This is a genomic window from Aliiroseovarius sp. F47248L (genome assembly GCF_023016085.1).
In the GTDB taxonomy this organism is placed as follows: Bacteria; Pseudomonadota; Alphaproteobacteria; order Rhodobacterales; family Rhodobacteraceae; genus Aliiroseovarius.
In genome coordinates, this window is sequence record NZ_JALKBF010000001.1 from 138,536 (window position 1) to 153,885 (window position 15,350).

14 protein-coding genes are annotated in these 15,350 nt (G+C 57.3%); 11 read left to right on the forward strand and 3 right to left on the reverse strand.

Translation table 11 applies throughout. The features are described from left to right. Positions 1-45: 45 nt before the first annotated feature. From MWU51_RS00815 to MWU51_RS00830, 4 genes are read left to right on the forward strand one after another with little or no spacing between them, the layout of a single operon-like run. Positions 46-387: a hypothetical protein gene (locus MWU51_RS00815; protein WP_247033170.1), complete on the forward strand. Its 342-nt coding sequence runs from the start codon at positions 46-48 to the stop codon at positions 385-387. Beyond that, entirely contained in the window at positions 384-1,745 is a 1,362-nt protein-coding gene (locus MWU51_RS00820; RefSeq protein WP_247033175.1) for a DUF6638 family protein, read from the forward strand. The genes MWU51_RS00815 and MWU51_RS00820 overlap by 4 nt, the downstream gene beginning before the upstream one ends. A 2-nt stretch (positions 1,746-1,747) precedes the next feature. Then, the gene (locus MWU51_RS00825; RefSeq protein ID WP_247033176.1) at positions 1,748-2,014 is read left to right on the forward strand and encodes a hypothetical protein; all 267 of its coding nucleotides are present in this window, start codon (positions 1,748-1,750) and stop codon (positions 2,012-2,014) included. Between the two features lie 8 nt (positions 2,015-2,022). Next, the gene (locus MWU51_RS00830) at positions 2,023-2,700 is read left to right on the forward strand and encodes a DUF1523 family protein (RefSeq protein WP_247033177.1); all 678 of its coding nucleotides are present in this window, start codon (positions 2,023-2,025) and stop codon (positions 2,698-2,700) included. Between the two features lie 57 nt (positions 2,701-2,757). Here MWU51_RS00830 and MWU51_RS00835 read toward each other — a convergent pair whose 3' ends face one another. After that, positions 2,758-5,109 carry an aldehyde dehydrogenase family protein gene (locus tag MWU51_RS00835; RefSeq protein ID WP_247033178.1) on the reverse strand — a complete coding sequence of 784 codons (2,352 nt, stop codon included), beginning with the start codon at positions 5,107-5,109 and terminating at the stop codon, positions 2,758-2,760. Positions 5,110-5,119: 10 nt separating this feature from the next. After that, positions 5,120-6,139, reverse strand: a complete 1,020-nt coding sequence (gene deoC / locus MWU51_RS00840) for a deoxyribose-phosphate aldolase (protein WP_247033185.1) — start codon at positions 6,137-6,139, stop codon at positions 5,120-5,122. A gap of 335 nt (positions 6,140-6,474) precedes the next feature. Here deoC and MWU51_RS00845 point away from each other — a divergent pair, with 335 nt between their 5' ends. From MWU51_RS00845 to oppF, 5 genes are all read left to right on the forward strand, one after another. Continuing rightward, positions 6,475-8,097: a peptide ABC transporter substrate-binding protein gene (locus MWU51_RS00845; protein WP_247033186.1), complete on the forward strand. Its 1,623-nt coding sequence runs from the start codon at positions 6,475-6,477 to the stop codon at positions 8,095-8,097. A gap of 71 nt (positions 8,098-8,168) precedes the next feature. Next, positions 8,169-9,110, forward strand: a complete 942-nt coding sequence (gene oppB, locus MWU51_RS00850) for an oligopeptide ABC transporter permease OppB (protein WP_247033187.1) — start codon at positions 8,169-8,171, stop codon at positions 9,108-9,110. A gap of 12 nt (positions 9,111-9,122) precedes the next feature. Beyond that, positions 9,123-10,040 carry an ABC transporter permease subunit gene (locus MWU51_RS00855; protein WP_247033188.1) on the forward strand — a complete coding sequence of 306 codons (918 nt, stop codon included), beginning with the start codon at positions 9,123-9,125 and terminating at the stop codon, positions 10,038-10,040. Positions 10,041-10,052: 12 nt separating this feature from the next. After that, positions 10,053-11,027, forward strand: coding sequence for an oligopeptide/dipeptide ABC transporter ATP-binding protein (locus tag MWU51_RS00860; protein ID WP_247033189.1), 975 nt, complete (start codon positions 10,053-10,055; stop codon positions 11,025-11,027). Then, a complete protein-coding gene (gene oppF, locus MWU51_RS00865) occupies positions 11,024-12,010 on the forward strand; it encodes a murein tripeptide/oligopeptide ABC transporter ATP binding protein OppF (RefSeq protein ID WP_247033190.1) in 987 nt (328 codons plus the stop codon). Before MWU51_RS00860 ends, oppF begins: the two co-directional genes overlap by 4 nt. A gap of 48 nt (positions 12,011-12,058) precedes the next feature. Here the strand turns inward: oppF and MWU51_RS00870 are convergent, their stop codons facing one another. Next, positions 12,059-12,250 (reverse strand): heavy-metal-associated domain-containing protein, encoded by a 192-nt coding sequence (locus MWU51_RS00870; protein ID WP_247033192.1) that lies wholly within the window; start codon positions 12,248-12,250, stop codon positions 12,059-12,061. A 149-nt stretch (positions 12,251-12,399) separates the two neighbouring features. Between MWU51_RS00870 and MWU51_RS00875 the strand changes: the two genes are divergently transcribed. After that, positions 12,400-14,862: a heavy metal translocating P-type ATPase gene (locus MWU51_RS00875; protein WP_247033194.1), complete on the forward strand. Its 2,463-nt coding sequence runs from the start codon at positions 12,400-12,402 to the stop codon at positions 14,860-14,862. Beyond that, positions 14,859-15,266, forward strand: coding sequence for a Cu(I)-responsive transcriptional regulator (gene cueR, locus MWU51_RS00880; protein WP_247033196.1), 408 nt, complete (start codon positions 14,859-14,861; stop codon positions 15,264-15,266). The genes MWU51_RS00875 and cueR overlap by 4 nt, the downstream gene beginning before the upstream one ends. Positions 15,267-15,350 lie beyond the last annotated feature (84 nt).

Sequence of the window (15,350 nt, forward strand, 5' to 3'; positions counted from 1 at the left end):
CGAAAGCTCGGCGCTCATAGAGCAAACCAGAGATGAGAAATCCTGATGGAAGGCGCTTACCCCTCAGAAACGGTATCGCTAATCGTGAACGCAATCGCCTTGTTGGTCCTCGCTGTTCTGCCATGGTTCACGGCGCGGTGGACAACGCATCGCGGCGCGCGGTTTTTCTCGGCCATTCCGGGCGTTTTCGCGTTCACAGCCGCCACCACCGTTTGGGCGATTGACGCTGGTCTCAGCATCATTCCACGAGCGCCCGATATGACCCACAATTTCGAATTGGCAGTCGGCATGTTGATTGGCAACGGCATGCTTTACTTGCTGGTCTGGTCGGTGGTCTTCACCTTCATCCTGCGCCATGGGGCATCAAAGCGGAGTGCCAACATATGAAACGCCTCATCCAACGCGGTCTCATGTTTGGTAACTTGATCCGGGTCGACAGCCCGGCGCTGATTGAGCGGTATAACCGTGCGCTGCACGGGCTGGCGGGCAAGCGCACGGGGCTGACCGAATTTCACATCGACATCTCTGGCTACTCGCCCGAGATCGGCGAGGAGCTGGACGATCCGCTCTACGTCAACCCCAATGGCTGCAACCGGCAATTCATCATTCTGACGGTCGACCAGAAGACCGCGCCGCTGCTGAACGCCATGTTCTCGACCTCGCGTGGGATCTTGCGCCGGTTCATCACGGACAATGAAGCGAAGCTGTTTGCCCTCACGGCCCATGACGCGGTGGCAGGCGAGTTGATGAACTCGGTCTATGACATCTCGAACCCCGCACGGCTGTTTGATATCCGCAAGATCACGGTCGAGGCCGATACGACCCAAAGCCATGTGAAGAACGCCCGCCTTCTGGCCGACAAGATCAACAAGTTTCAAAGCGAAGAGAACGCGTGGTTCGACGACGACCTGATCGCCGAAATGATCGAGCTTGCCCGCGAAACCGGTGACGTGACCAAGGTTCCCGTCGATCTGGGCGTGCAGGAATACGAACAGGGCAATTTCTGGACGGCGCATTTCGGCGGGCTTTACATTTTCCGCGACGTGGAAAACCCCGCGGTGATCGTGTCAGGCGACAAGACGCGGCTGACACTGCCACCATCGGTCAAGGTACTGGACACGGGCGAGGCGAACCGGCTGGCGGGTTTCCTCAGCCGAAATGACCTTGTCGAACCTGTCGTGCAGGAACGAGGCGACGGTGGCGCGGCAATCCTGCGCCAGAAGATGGAGTTCATTCTGGTAGATGCAGCCACCAGTGCGGGGCTCGATCTGGGCGATATGTCTTCGCGCACATTACGTCACGTGGCACAGCGCATGGGCGCGCATCTACCCGAGGCGTTTCGTGGGCTGGCCGCCATGGTGCGCTGGGCCGAGGCAGGCGGCGGGTGGCCCCGGATCGACAGCCGACACCCGGCCTATTTCTATACCTTGCGCGCGCGTCCTGATCACCCGGACCGCGATTTGATCAACCGGCTGCTATCCGAACTGGCACCAATGGATTTCCGGCAACTTTTCATCTGCCACAAGGAGCTTTTCTATGCTTCTTACGCCACATGGCCTGACGAAAAGCGTGAATTTGTGGCAGAATTCCTGCATCGTGATTATATGGCAAACAAGGCCGGTGCGCGCGAGGCGCTGTTTGGTGGTCGTAAGAAACCGTTGCAAGTGCCGCGGACAACCCGCGCGCAGACACGTGACGAGATCATCGAGATTGTCGGCCCATGGGGCGCAGTAAGTAGGAGGTAATGATGGGGTTGGTGCGACTTGTCATTTTTGGATTTATCGGGCTGAGTATCGTCTATGTGCTGGTCAGCATTTATTCCCGTTCGGTCCGGTTGGAAAAGCTCGAGAATCAGTGGGCCGAGGAACATCCCGACGGTGACGTGACCGACCGCGAGGCGTGGTTGCGCGAAGGGATGGAGGACTACAAGAAAAGCTTTCGCCCCAAGCTGATCCTGCTGGTTTATGTGATCCCCGCAATCTTTGTTCTGATGTCTGTCATATTAATTAACTGAGGTTCCCTATGCGCCGATTTCGTATCATCATCCGTAGCCTGATCTTTCTGATCCTGTTCGGCGTGTTTCACTATGTTTTGCCACAGCATGACGTCGTTCGGGTCGTAAACACCTATCAGGAACGGCAGGATCTAGGTGACTGGACCCGGATATTCTGGTCAAAGCCGGATGATCAATCCGCGACTTTGATCAACCGCGATGTTCAGTTTATTCAGACGGTAAAGAAGAAAACCTATCTTCTGGGCTTCATTCGCAGCGATGCGGAAGAAGTCATGGTTTATCGCAATGAAGACACCGGTTGGGGCTGGCCTTTCTATTTCAAGTTCGACACTGCAAATTTGCAGACCGAGGCGGACGACCTTCGATCCTCTGGCGAGAGCCCGAAATGGGCAGTGATGACGCATTACGGGTGGCGCAACGAACTGATTTCAGCCTTCCCCAACGCCGTCGCGATCCGGGCCGTCGCAAGCCCGGATGTCACGATCATTCCTTGGTTCAACATCCTGTTCTTCCTTGTTCTGGCGATCATCATTGGCTTCGTGCGCGCCCTGTGGCGGCAGTTCCGCGAACGCTCGATTGATCCGGCATTGGAAGACGCGGGCGAGGCATGGGACGCCGTGGACGAACGCGCGGACAAGGCGCGGGGCCGGTTCTCGCGCTGGCTCGGGTCTTGGCGCGGGAAGTGACGCAATAAAGAACGCCGCGCAGAGGGTTCTGCGCGGCGTTTCACATGTCAGGACCGTTTATTCGCCGTAAGGCACCCAGATCGTTTTGACTTCTGTCGCATGGGTCAGAAACTCGCGACCTTCGCCAGCTGCCCCGAACCAGTCCCGCGCTTTCGCATTGTTGACCCAGCTGCGTTTCAGGTTCCCCGCGCTTTCTCCTTCGACGATGGCCGAGATGTCTGCGCCCGATTGCGCCCAAACAGCGTCCACACCAAGGTGGCCCGCCAAGGGCGACGCCAGTTCTGCGTGGCTTCCGGTAACGATGTTCACGACGCCCGCCGGCACGTCAGATGTGTCGAGCACCTGATAGAAGTCGGTAGCCGCCAATGGGAACGGCTCGCTTGCCGCCAGCACCACGCGGTTGCCCATCGCGATGGCCGGGGCCATCAAGGACACGAACCCCAGAAGGGGAGCATCGTCCGGGCAGAAGCCGCCAATCACGCCGACAGGCTCGTTCATCGCCAGCGCTACGCCGCGCATTGGGACGGGCTTAGCAGCACCATCATATTTGTCGGCCCAAGCGGCATAGGTGAATAGGCGACTGACGGCAGCGCCGACCTCTTTCGCACCATTCCGTCCGCTCATCATGGCGTCGATCCGCGCGGCGAATTCCTCCGCGCGGGCCGAGAGGTTTTCACCGATGTAGTAGAGGATCTGTGCGCGCAAGTGGCCCGTTGTCTTTGACCAGCTCGTCGCCGCATGGGCGGCTTCGAAGGCGTTGCGGATGTCCTTGCGATTGGCAACGCCTACATGACCCAGAAGGTCGCCCTGTTTGGACCAGACCGCTTTGCTATAGCCGCCATCAGGCCGCGCCTGTTTGCCGCCGATATAGAATTTCGCAGTGCGGTCGAGCGCGTCGACCTTGGCCTCTTTCGGGGCGGGGAAGGCGGCGATAGGTTTGAGAGACAGCGTTTTGCCGCGAGGCTTGGTATAGGCTTGCAAGCCTTCCCAACCGCCTTCGCGACCAAACCCGCTTTCGCGCACACCGCCAAAGCCTGCGGCAGCGTCAAACATGTTGGTGCCGTTCACCCAGACCACGCCCGCGGCCAGTTTGGGCGCGATGTCCAGCGTCAGGTTCACATTCTCGCTCCACACCGTGGCGGCCAGCCCGTAACGGGTGTTGTTGGCGATCTCGACCGCCTCGGCTGGGGTGCGGAAGGTGGTGGCGACCAGTACCGGGCCGAAGATTTCTTCCTGCATCAGCATGGACGCCGACGACAGGCCGGTGATCAGGGTGGGCGGATAGAAACAACCCGCCGTGGGGATCGGGCAGGGGGCTTGGTAAAGTACGCCGTCGCCTGCGCCCGCCTCGACCAGCTTCGTGATTTGCGCGTGCTGAACAGGGTCCACCACGGCGCCCACGTCAATGGATTTGTCCAGCGGATCGCCCATGCGCAACTTGTCCATCCGGGCTTTCAGCTTGGTATAGAAACGGTCGGCGATGCCTTCCTGCACGATCAGGCGCGAGCCTGCACAGCAGACCTGACCCTGATTGAACCAGATTGCGTCCACCAGACCTTCGACCGCTGAATCCAGATCGGCGTCGTCAAATACGATATAAGGGGACTTGCCCCCAAGTTCCAATGTCAGAGACTTGCCCGACCCCGCCGTTTCACGACGGATCACGCGGCCAACCTCGGTCGAGCCGGTGAAGGCGATCTTGTCGACCTCTTCATGAGTCACAATGGCCTCACCTACTCGCCCGTCGCCGGTCACGATGTTGACGACGCCCTTGGGCAAGCCTGCTTCGTCGCAGATTTGTGCGAACAGAAGCGCGGTCAGAGATGTGTATTCGGCGGGTTTCAGGACTACCGTGTTCCCCATCGCAATCGCGGGCGCGATTTTCCATGACAACATCAGAAGTGGGAAATTCCAGGGGATGATCTGACCGCAGACGCCCAATGCCTCGCGGTCGGGAAGCTCGGCGTCCTGCAACTGCGCCATACCTGCGTGGTAATAGAAATGCCGCGCGACCAGCGGAATGTCGATGTCGCGGCTTTCGCGGATAGGCTTGCCGTTGTCGAGGGTTTCCAGAACCGCGAACAGCCGCGAGTGCTTTTGCACCAGTCGCGCGAGCGCATAGAGGTATTTCGCGCGTTCGTGCCCGGACAATGCCGCCCATTTACGCTGCGCTTTTCGCGCTGCGGTCACGGCGGCGTCCACATCGTCGGGTGAGGCCTGCGTAACCTGAGCCAATACCTCACCCGTAGCTGGGTTCTTGCTGTCAAACGTGTCGCCGACAGCGGTCATCCTGCCGCCGATATAAAGACCGAATTGGCCGTCGTGTTCGGCAATCCACGCCAACGCCTCTTTCGCGCTTTCCGGGGCGAGGCCATAATCCATAGTGTCGAAGATCTCTTTTACGGTCATGTCTAAGTCCTCAGCCCATTGGGTGGCGGTAGGTGGCCGAGTAATGTCCGGTCACGTGATGTTCCAACTGGCGCTCGATATCACCCAGAAGCGAGCTGGCACCGAAGCGGAACAGGTCAGGGGTCAGCCAGTCGTCGCCCAGTTCTTCCTTGATCAGGGCCAGATAGGTGATCGCATCCTTGGCCTTGGAAATACCGCCGGCGGGTTTGTAGCCGACACGGTATCCCGTTGCCTCGTAGTAGTCGCGAATTGCCCGTATCATGACGAGGCTAACGGGCAGGGTGGCGTTCACGCTTTCCTTGCCGGTCGAGGTCTTGATGAAATCGGCCCCAGCCATCATGCAGACCAGCGAAGCACGGGCGACGTTACGCAAGCTGCCCAGTTCACCGGTCGCAAGGATGGCTTTCACATGCGCCTCGCCGCACGCTTCACGGAAATCTCGCATCTCGTCATACAGCGCTTGCCAGTTGCCGGTTAGAACGTGATGGCGCGAGATAACGATGTCGATTTCTGAGGCGCCAGCGCGCACGCTTTCGCGGATTTCTTCGACCCGCAGGTGATAAGGGCTAAGACCTGCAGGGAATCCGGTCGAAACAGCGGCGATGGGCAGTGTGACGCCCAAATGTTTCAGTGTATCCGCCGCAGTCGGGATCATGTCGTGATAGACACAAACCGCCCCGGTTGTGATGTCGTCAACGCCGAGTGCATCCATGATTTCCGGGCGCACCGGGTGGGCGGCCTTGGCGCACAGTCGGTGCACGCGCCCCGGCGTGTCGTCGCCTGAAAGAGTCGTCAGGTCGATCATCGTTATGGCCTTCAACAGCCACGCTGCCTGATGTTCTTTCTTCACACTCCGTCGCCCAGGAAGGGACGCACAACGGCGTTCGATCGCGGATGTGTTGGCCTGCACGGCGCGCACCCAGTTCATGTCCAGGTCCATGCCCGGATTGCGGGAATGGGTCACTTGAGGCAACTGCGCCGTGTCCCGATCCCTTTGCGAGGTGCGGGCTGATGTCTGTTCGCTTTGCACGGATTTCCCTCGGATTTGTCCAGTGGGTTGTGGTTGTCCAAGGTTCGCACGCGTATTCGGAATTGGCAATATTGCTGTAGCGGAAGGCGGGCCTTGTCAGATTCGCCGCCATTATGACGAAATCCGCCGTCATAATGGCGGATGCGACGGGCAGGGCTCGTCGATTTGACCTCTCGACATGTTGAAAAACGACAGTGTTGCAAGGAGTTGTTTCTCCTGACAAGTTGCGCATAGGATGCTTCATCGGTGATTGCCGGAGAGCTGAGTCTCTCGCGGAACGATTGAGTTCCGTTCGAAAGCATCATCCCACAAAAAACTGACTAGGGAGAACCTTCATGAACATTTCAATCAAAGCGGCCCTTCTGTGCTCGGCTTTTGCGATTGCAAGCCCGGCGCTTGCTGCGGGCACCCACCCCGACACGGGTGAAGCACTGGCAGATAGCCAAACCTATACCTATCGGATGCTCGACGATGTGAAGTCGTTCGACCCGCAAATCAACACGGACGTCGAAGGCTCGCACATTCTGCGCGACCTGTTCGAAGGCCTTGTGAACTCGGATCCTCAGGGCAACTCGGTTCCTGGCGCTGCGGAAAGCTGGGAAGTGTCCGAGGACGGCCTGACCTATACATTCAAGCTGCGTGACGCAAAGTGGTCAAACGGTGACCCCGTTACCGCCGGTGACTTTGTTTACGCGTGGCGCCGTCTGGCCGATCCGGCCACCGCATCGGAATACGCCTGGTACATGGAGCTGATGGGTGTCGAGAATGCCACCAAGATCGTTGCAGGCGAGATGGCCCCCGACACGTTGGGTGCCACCGCAATTGACGACAAGACGCTCGAGGTCAAGATCGATGCGCCGCGCCCCTATTTCCCCGGCATGCTGACTCACGCATCGACGTTTCCTGTGAACCAGAAAGTGATCGAAGCGCATGGCAACGATTGGACCAAACCCGGCAATCTTGTTGGGAACGGTGCTTATGTCCTGACCGACTATGTTCCTGGCGTCAAAGTGACGCGTGAGCGCAACGACATGTACTGGAACAACGACAAGACCATTCTTGAGACCGTCGTTGCACTGGTCATCAACGATGAAAATATCGCGCTGACCCGTTACGATGCAGGCGAAGTGGATAAGACCGAAGTTCCTGCAGGTCAGTATCCAGCTTTGAAGGAAAAGCTGCCGGACGAGACCTATTCGACGCCGCGTTCGTGCTCGTACATCTACATGTTCAACTTGCGTGAAAATGGTCCAGAGGCACTGAAGGATGTTCGCGTTCGTAAGGCCCTGTCATATGCGTTGAACCGTGACGTGATTGTCGACAGCATCCTGAAAGGCGGCCAGTATCCGTCGTACAACTGGACCCACCAGAAAACCGCCGGCTTCGAAATGCCGAACATCGAATACGCCAACTGGACCCAGGAAGAGCGTATGGCAAAAGCCAAAGAACTTCTGGAAGAAGCAGGTTATGGCCCCGGCGGCAAGCCGCTGGAACTGACGCTGAACTACAACACGTCGGAAGCACACAAAAAGATCGCGATTGCCGCGTCGCAGATGTGGAAGCAAGCCCTTGGTGCCAACATCACTCTGGCAAACTTCGAGTGGAAAGTGCACCTGGACAAGCTGCGCAACGGTGACTTCGGCATGGCGCGGTATGCCTGGTGTGGCGACTACAACGAGCCGTCGACCTATACCGACCTGTTCACCACGACTTCAGGGCACAACAACGGCAAGTACACCAACCCGAAATATGACGAGCTGGCGAAAGCTGCGAAAACCTCTGAAAACCCTGCTGAAGAATACAAGCAGATGGAGCAATTGCTGGCCGACGACATGCCGATCGTTCCGGTGTACCAGTACACCAACGTGATCATGGTCAAGCCGGACCTGAAGGGGTATCCGTTCGAGGACCTTATGAACAACATCTATTCCCGCCGGATGTACAAAGTGGCTGAATAAGCCCAGAATGTTCTAATCAAATGGGGCGCGTCCGGGAAATCGGGCCGCCCACCTAAAAGCGGGGCTTCCAAATGCTGGGTTTTGTTCTTCGTCGCATCGCGATGGCCGTTCCTGTCATCCTGATCCTGATTATCTTCTCGTTCGTTCTGATGCGTGCTGCGCCAGGTGGGCCGTTCACGAAAGAACGTGCATTGCCACCGGTTGTGTTGGAAAACATCAACGCCAAATACGGGCTTGATGATCCCTTTCTCGTTCAGATCGGTACATATCTGAAAAATATTCTGTTCCATTTCGATTTCGGTCCCAGCTTTGTCTATCAAGACAGAACTGTGAACCAGATCATCGCGGACGGATTCCCGGTTACGCTGACCTACGGGTTCTGGACCTTCGTTTTCGCCGTTCTAGTCGGGGGTGCGCTGGGCATCGTCGCGGCCTTAAAGCAGAACACGTGGATTGACTATCTGGCGGTCGGGTTCTCAATCGGGGCGCAGGCTTTGCCCAACTTCATTATGGCACCCATTCTTGTTCTGGTTTTCACCTTGTGGCTAGGTTGGCTGCCAGGTGGCGGCTGGTGGGGAGGTCCGGGTGATCCGAATTCCTATACCTCCTATCTCGTCATGCCCGTCATCGCTCTGGCGACGTCCTATCTAGCGTCGATTGCGCGACTTACGCGTTCATCAATGCTGGAGGTGATGAACTCAAATTTCATCCGAACAGCGCGGGCTAAGGGTCTGCCGGATCGAACAATCATCTTGCGTCACACGCTGAAGCCGGCGCTGATCCCTGTGATCTCGTATCTCGGACCGGCCTTTGTTGGCATGATCACCGGGTCGGTGGTGGTTGACATGTTCCTGTCGACAGGCGGCATCGGGAAAGATTTTGTGCAGGCTGCATTAAACCGCGATTACTCGGTGATCATGGGTATCACGATCCTTGTCGGCATGCTGACGATCCTGTTCAACTTGGTTGTGGACGTGCTTTATGCATGGATCGACCCACGGATCCGGTACTAGGGGGGCGTACGCATGACACATATAACAAACGTAGAAACCGCCGTGGAATCGACCGAAGTGATCAAAGGCCGTTCTTTGTGGCAAGATGCGCGGGCACGGTTCTTTCGCAATAAAGCAGCGGTCGTTTCGATGATCATTCTGATCCTTGTTTCGCTGTTTGCTCTGTTTGGCGGGATGCTGACCCCCTGGTCAAATGAAGAGATTGACTGGAACCTGATGGGCGATGTGCGCACTCTTGGCGGGCCATCCTTTGAGACGAAACACTATTTCGGGCTGGATCCACTGGGGCGCGATCTATTTGCGCGCGTCGTGCAGGGCACGCAGATTTCGTTGATGATCGGCATAGTTGGTGCGCTGATCTCGGTCGTCGTGGGCACGCTTTACGGCGCAACGGCGGGCTTTATTGGCGGGCGGCTGGACAACATCATGATGCGGATCGTCGATATCCTGATGGCGATCCCCTATATGTTCGTTCTGATCCTGCTTCTGGTGGTATTCGGGCGGTCGATCTTTATGCTGTTCGTCGGCATCGGGTTGATTTCATGGCTGGACATGGCGCGGATCGCGCGGGGACAAACCCTGTCGATCAAGAACAAGGAATTTGTCGAGGCAGCGATCGCCACGGGTGTTTCGACCCCCAAGATCATCATCCGCCACATCGTTCCGAACCTGCTGGGCGTGGTCATTGTTTATGCGACGCTTCTGGTGCCGTCGATGATCATGTTCGAAAGCTTCATCTCGTTCCTTGGGCTGGGCGTTCAAGAGCCGCTGACCAGTTGGGGTGCGTTGATCAATGAAGGCGCTGGGCAGATGCGCTATGGCACCTTGTGGATGCTGGGATTCCCGCTGTTCTTCTTCCTGATCTCACTGTTTGCGTTCTTTTTCTTTGGTGACGGCCTGCGCGATGCGCTGGACCCGAAAGACAGGTAGGGGTTTAGCGATATGGCACTTCTTGAAGTTCGTGAGCTTAGCGTTCATTTCGATACCCCAGACGGTACTGTCACTGCCGTGGATCGGATCAGTTTCGACTTGACGGCAGGCGAAACGCTTGGCGTGGTCGGAGAAAGTGGGTCGGGCAAAAGCCAGACGGTCTTTGCGATCATGGGTTTGTTGGCCCGCAACGGCAAGGCGACCGGATCGGTCAAGCTGGCAGGGGAAGAGATATTGAACATCTCGACCAACAAGCTGAACAAGATCCGGGCCGAGAAGATCGCGATGATCTTTCAGGACCCAATGACCTGCCTGAACCCGTTCATGCGGGTGTCTGATCAGATGGCCGAGGTGTTGACTCATCACAAAGGCATCTCGCGGTCCGAGGCGGTGCGCCAATCGGTCGAGTTACTCGACGCCGTTCGCATTCCTGAAGCGAAAAAACGCATCAACATGTATCCGCACGAGTTTTCGGGTGGGATGCGGCAGCGGGTGATGATCGCGATGTCGCTTCTGTGCAAGCCCGATATCCTGATCGCTGACGAACCGACCACGGCGTTGGACGTGACCGTGCAAGCGCAGATCATGAAGCTGCTAGAGGACTTGCAGGCTGAGTTTGGCATGTCGATCATCCTGATCACCCACGACCTTGGTGTCGTGGCCGGGTCGTGCAAGGAAACGCTTGTCATGTATGGCGGACAGCAGATGGAATATGGCACCACCGAGGGGCTGTTTGAAATGCCCACCCATCCTTACACGATGGGCCTTTTAAAAGCCGTGCCGCGTCTGGATGTCGAAAGCGAGCGTCTGGCGACCATTCCGGGCAGTCCGCCCAATATGATGAACATGCCGATCGGTTGCCCGTTCTCGCCGCGTTGTGAATTTGCAATCGAGGACTGCGCCACTGTCCGTCCAACGCTGAATGGCGTTGCGGGCCGCAAAGTGCGCCGCCGTGCCTGTATCCGGCCCTTGGAGGAGCTTGTATGAACGCCCAATCCCCTCTGCTATCCGTCCGTGACCTAAAGGTCTGGTTCGACATCAAAGCCAAAGGCGCAATGCCATGGACTGCACCCGATAAACTGAAAGCCGTTGATGGGGTCGATTTTGACCTGATGTCCGGTGAAACGCTTGGGATCGTCGGCGAAAGTGGTTGTGGCAAGTCCACTCTGGCCCGTGCGATCATGCGAATGGTTCCCGCCGAGGCTGGCACCGTTCTGTGGCTGGGTGACGATCTTTTGTCGCTCAGTAAACAGGGAATGCGTCAGCATCGCAAAGAAATGCAGATGATATTTCAGGATCCTCTGGCGTCCCTGAACCCGCGCATGACAATTGGTCAAATCGTGGCCGAACCGCTCAAGACCCATTATCCTGACGTGTCAAAGTCAGAGGTAAAGACCCGCGTGCGCGAAGTGTTGGATCGCGTGGGGATTCTGCCCAACATGATCAACCGCTATCCACACGAATTCTCGGGCGGGCAGTGTCAGCGGATCGGAATTGCGCGCGCACTGATCCTCAAACCACAGTTGATCATTTGTGACGAACCTGTGTCGGCGCTGGATGTGTCCATTCAGGCTCAGGTGATCAACCTGCTGATGGAAATTCAGGAGGAGATGGGGTTGAGCCTGATCTTCATCGCGCATGATTTGTCGGTTGTGAAGCACATCTCGACCCGAGTGATGGTGCTTTATCTCGGCAATGTAGTCGAAATCAGCGAGGCTGAGCAGCTGTATCGCGCGCCCGGCCATCCCTATACGCAGGCGCTGATATCTGCAGTTCCGATCCCCGATCCGAAAGCCAATGCCGAAAAAGAAGTGATGCTTTTGGATGCGGACCTGCCATCGCCTTTGAACCCACCGTCAGGCTGTGTGTTTCGCACAAGATGCCCCCTAGCCAAACCCGTCTGCGCAGAAACAAAACCACCGCTGACGGATCGTGGGAACGGACAGCAAGTGGCCTGCCACGTTATCTGACCGGGATCGATCCGGGCAAACAGAAACCTCGGCCAGTGCCGGGGTTTTCTATTTTTGCACTGCGGGGAACCCGATTTCATCCAGCTTGGCGATGACTGTTTCGGACGCCAGACCGGTAACGTCGACCGTACGCGCCTCCATGTCGAAAGACAGTTGTTCGGCCCCTGCCTGGGTCAAGGCTTCGGTAACTGAAGCCTTACAATGCCCGCAACTCATATCCGGCATGTGAAATGTCGCCATGTGGAAACCCTTTTCGTAAACGGTGTTTCTTATCTCCTTACGCTCAACGGCGTGGCGGTCAAGCGAGTTGAGAATATTCTATCGCCATATCTTGACCTTCCAGTTACTGGAAGCCTTATGTAAGATGCATCGTGATATCGGAGCATCTCATGTCTGCTGCAACAACTCTGACGTTGAAACTGGAAAACCTGTCTTGCGCGTCTTGCGTTGGCCGGGCCGAACGGGCTTTGACCGCCGTTGATGGTGTTGAAAGTGCGCCCGTCAATCTGGCAAATGAAACGGCGCGTGTGGCCTTTTCGGGTCCAGCGACAGCCAGCAAACTCACGGACGCGTTGGATCGCGCGGGATACCCTGCGCGGCGTGAGACGGTGGTGTTGGAAGTTGGGTCGATGACCTGTGCGTCCTGTGTAGGACGGGTTGAGCGTGTGTTGACTGGGACCCCCGGGGTGTTGGAAGCGCGGGTTAATCTGGCGTCAGAGCGTGCTTTCGTCACTTATCTGGCCGGTGCCATAAGCCCGGACGAGTTGGCCGCCAAAGTGTCGAAGGCAGGGTTTCCGACACATCCGCGCGCAGATGCAACCTCGAAAGGTCCCGGCGATAAGGAAGCCGAGGCACAGGCTCTGAAACGCAAAGCCCTTTTGGCAGCGGCTCTTACCGCACCTGTGTTCATTCTTGAAATGGGCGGCCATGTATTCCCTGCGTTTCATCATTGGGTCGCGCGATCTATCGGCCTTGGCACATCCCATTGGATACAGCTTATTCTGACGAGTTTGGTGATGATTGGGCCGGGGCGCGTATTTTTTTCCAAAGGGGTGCCCGCCCTGTTGCATGGCGCGCCCGAAATGAACGCTCTGGTCGCGTTGGGCACGTCGGCGGCCTATTTTTATTCGGTCGTGTCGGTGCTGGCGCCGGGGATTCTGCCAACCGGAACTGCGAATGTCTATTTCGAAGCAGCGGCGGTGATCATCGTCCTGATCCTGATTGGACGCTGGATGGAAGCGCGCGCCAAGGGGCGCACTGGTGAAGCGATCCGGGCGCTTGTGGCGCTGGCACCGAATGACGCATTGGTCGATGTCGATGGTCAAACCCTGACGCGTCCTGTGGCGCAGGTTGTTACAGGTGAAGTTGTGGTGATCCGGCCCGGTGAACGCGTGCCACTGGATGGCGAGGTGATCGAAGGCGAAAGCTTGATCGACGAAAGCATGATCACCGGAGAGCCGGTGCCTGTGCCAAAGACCAAAGGCGACTGTGTGACCGGCGGCACCGTGAATGGAACCGGCGCTCTGAAAGCACGGGTCACGGCTGTTGGACCGGACACGCTATTGTCGCAGATCGTGCGCATGGTCGAGGACGCACAGGGCGCGCGGTTGCCGATACAGGCGCTGGTTGACCGGATCACCGCGGTCTTTGTGCCCATTGTCATGGGAATCGCCGCGCTGACGGTGGTGGTCTGGCTGTTGATTGGGCCAGACCCCGCGCTTGGACTTGCACTGGTTGCTGGGGTGTCCGTTTTGATCATCGCCTGCCCCTGTGCGATGGGATTGGCGACGCCGACGTCAATCATGGTCGGAACAGGGCGCGCGGCGCAGTTGGGTGCATTATTCCGCCGTGGGGATGCGTTGCAAACACTCCAATCTGCCGAAATCGTCGCCTTCGACAAAACCGGTACGCTGACGCAAGGTCGACCTGAAATGACCGCATTTGAGGCAGCGGATGGCTTCAAAGACGAAGAAGTTCTGGCCATGGTTGCCGGAGCCGAGGCGCAAAGCGAGCACCCGCTGGCCCAAGCAATCCTACGTGGCGCGGAGGATCGTGGGGTGACACCTGCAAAAGTTCGCAATGTGCAAACGGTCACAGGGTTTGGTCTGCACGCAGAGATTGACGAAACGCAGATCCTTGTCGGTTCACAACAGTTCATGGCACGCGAGGATGTTCCATTAACCGATCTGGTTGATCGTGCGGATCCGATGCGGGCAAAAGGCCATACTGTGTTTTTCGTAGCGCTTGGTGGGCAACTTGCCGCACTGATTGGGGTTGCGGACCCAATCAAGCCCGATACGGCGCCTGCCTTGGCTGCCCTGCGTGCTATGGGAAAACAGTTGGCCATGATCACCGGTGATGATCCCGCAACCGCTGCGGCGATTGGCCACCAACTTGGCATCGATCATGTGAATGCCGGTGTGTTACCCGATGGTAAAGTGGCCGCCGTCGAGGCGCTTCATAACAAATTTGGCAAGGTGGCTTTTGTCGGGGATGGTATCAATGATGCCCCTGCCTTGGCGCGAGCTGATGTTGGATTGGCCATCGGAACAGGCACCGATGTGGCAATTGAAGCAGCGGATGTCGTATTGTCTTCAGGTGCCCTATCCGGTGTGGTGAACGCGTTCGAGATCAGCCGACGCACCATGACCAACATTCGTCAAAACCTGTTCTGGGCCTTCGGGTACAACGTCCTATTGATCCCCGTGGCCGCTGGTGTGCTGTATCCTGTTTGGGGCATCCTCTTGTCGCCAATGCTGGGGGCAGGGGCGATGGCCGCTTCCTCTGTGTTGGTGCTCACGAATGCGCTGCGCCTTCGGTTCGTCCGCCCCATTTTGGAGGATGCGACATGAATATTTCTGATGCCGCTCAACATGCTGGTCTGCCGGCGAAAACGATCCGATATTATGAAGATATCGGGCTGGTCGGACCCAATCGTGACACCAATGGCTATCGCGTTTTTTCCGAGCGGGAACTTCACAAACTGACATTTCTTGCACGATCCCGCGCGCTTGGTTTCTCGATCGAGGATTGCCGCGCTTTGTTGGCGCTCTACGAAGATCAATCCCGCGCAAGCAGCGATGTGAAACGCATTGCCAAGGAACATCTGGATGAGATCGAGACGAAGATTGCTGACTTGGTGGCTATGCGGGATACCTTGTCGGAACTGGTGCATGCCTGTTCAGGCGACGATCGGCCGGATTGCCCGATCTTAAAAGGGATCGAACACGCAAGTGGTCCAACCAAAAATTCTTGAGCCACATCAAAGACAGGCCATGTTTGCGCGTGCAGAAACGTGGCAGGAGGAGTTGTCGGCCCGCCCCGTCGGGTAAGCTATGTG

What these genes read in the sequence shown, in the direction of transcription:
- MWU51_RS00815 (WP_247033170.1), top strand. Translation starts at nt 46, where the DNA reads ATGGAAGGCGCTTACCCCTCAGAAACGGTATCGCTAATCGTGAACGCA.
- MWU51_RS00820 (WP_247033175.1), top strand. Translation starts at nt 384, where the DNA reads ATGAAACGCCTCATCCAACGCGGTCTCATGTTTGGTAACTTGATCCGG.
- MWU51_RS00825 (WP_247033176.1), top strand. Translation starts at nt 1,748, where the DNA reads ATGGGGTTGGTGCGACTTGTCATTTTTGGATTTATCGGGCTGAGTATC.
- MWU51_RS00830 (WP_247033177.1), top strand. Translation starts at nt 2,023, where the DNA reads ATGCGCCGATTTCGTATCATCATCCGTAGCCTGATCTTTCTGATCCTG.
- MWU51_RS00835 (WP_247033178.1), bottom strand. Translation starts at nt 5,109, where the DNA reads ATGACCGTAAAAGAGATCTTCGACACTATGGATTATGGCCTCGCCCCG.
- MWU51_RS00845 (WP_247033186.1), top strand. Translation starts at nt 6,475, where the DNA reads ATGAACATTTCAATCAAAGCGGCCCTTCTGTGCTCGGCTTTTGCGATT.
- oppB (WP_247033187.1), top strand. Translation starts at nt 8,169, where the DNA reads ATGCTGGGTTTTGTTCTTCGTCGCATCGCGATGGCCGTTCCTGTCATC.
- MWU51_RS00855 (WP_247033188.1), top strand. Translation starts at nt 9,123, where the DNA reads ATGACACATATAACAAACGTAGAAACCGCCGTGGAATCGACCGAAGTG.
- MWU51_RS00860 (WP_247033189.1), top strand. Translation starts at nt 10,053, where the DNA reads ATGGCACTTCTTGAAGTTCGTGAGCTTAGCGTTCATTTCGATACCCCA.
- oppF (WP_247033190.1), top strand. Translation starts at nt 11,024, where the DNA reads ATGAACGCCCAATCCCCTCTGCTATCCGTCCGTGACCTAAAGGTCTGG.
- MWU51_RS00870 (WP_247033192.1), bottom strand. Translation starts at nt 12,250, where the DNA reads ATGGCGACATTTCACATGCCGGATATGAGTTGCGGGCATTGTAAGGCT.
- MWU51_RS00875 (WP_247033194.1), top strand. Translation starts at nt 12,400, where the DNA reads ATGTCTGCTGCAACAACTCTGACGTTGAAACTGGAAAACCTGTCTTGC.
- cueR (WP_247033196.1), top strand. Translation starts at nt 14,859, where the DNA reads ATGAATATTTCTGATGCCGCTCAACATGCTGGTCTGCCGGCGAAAACG.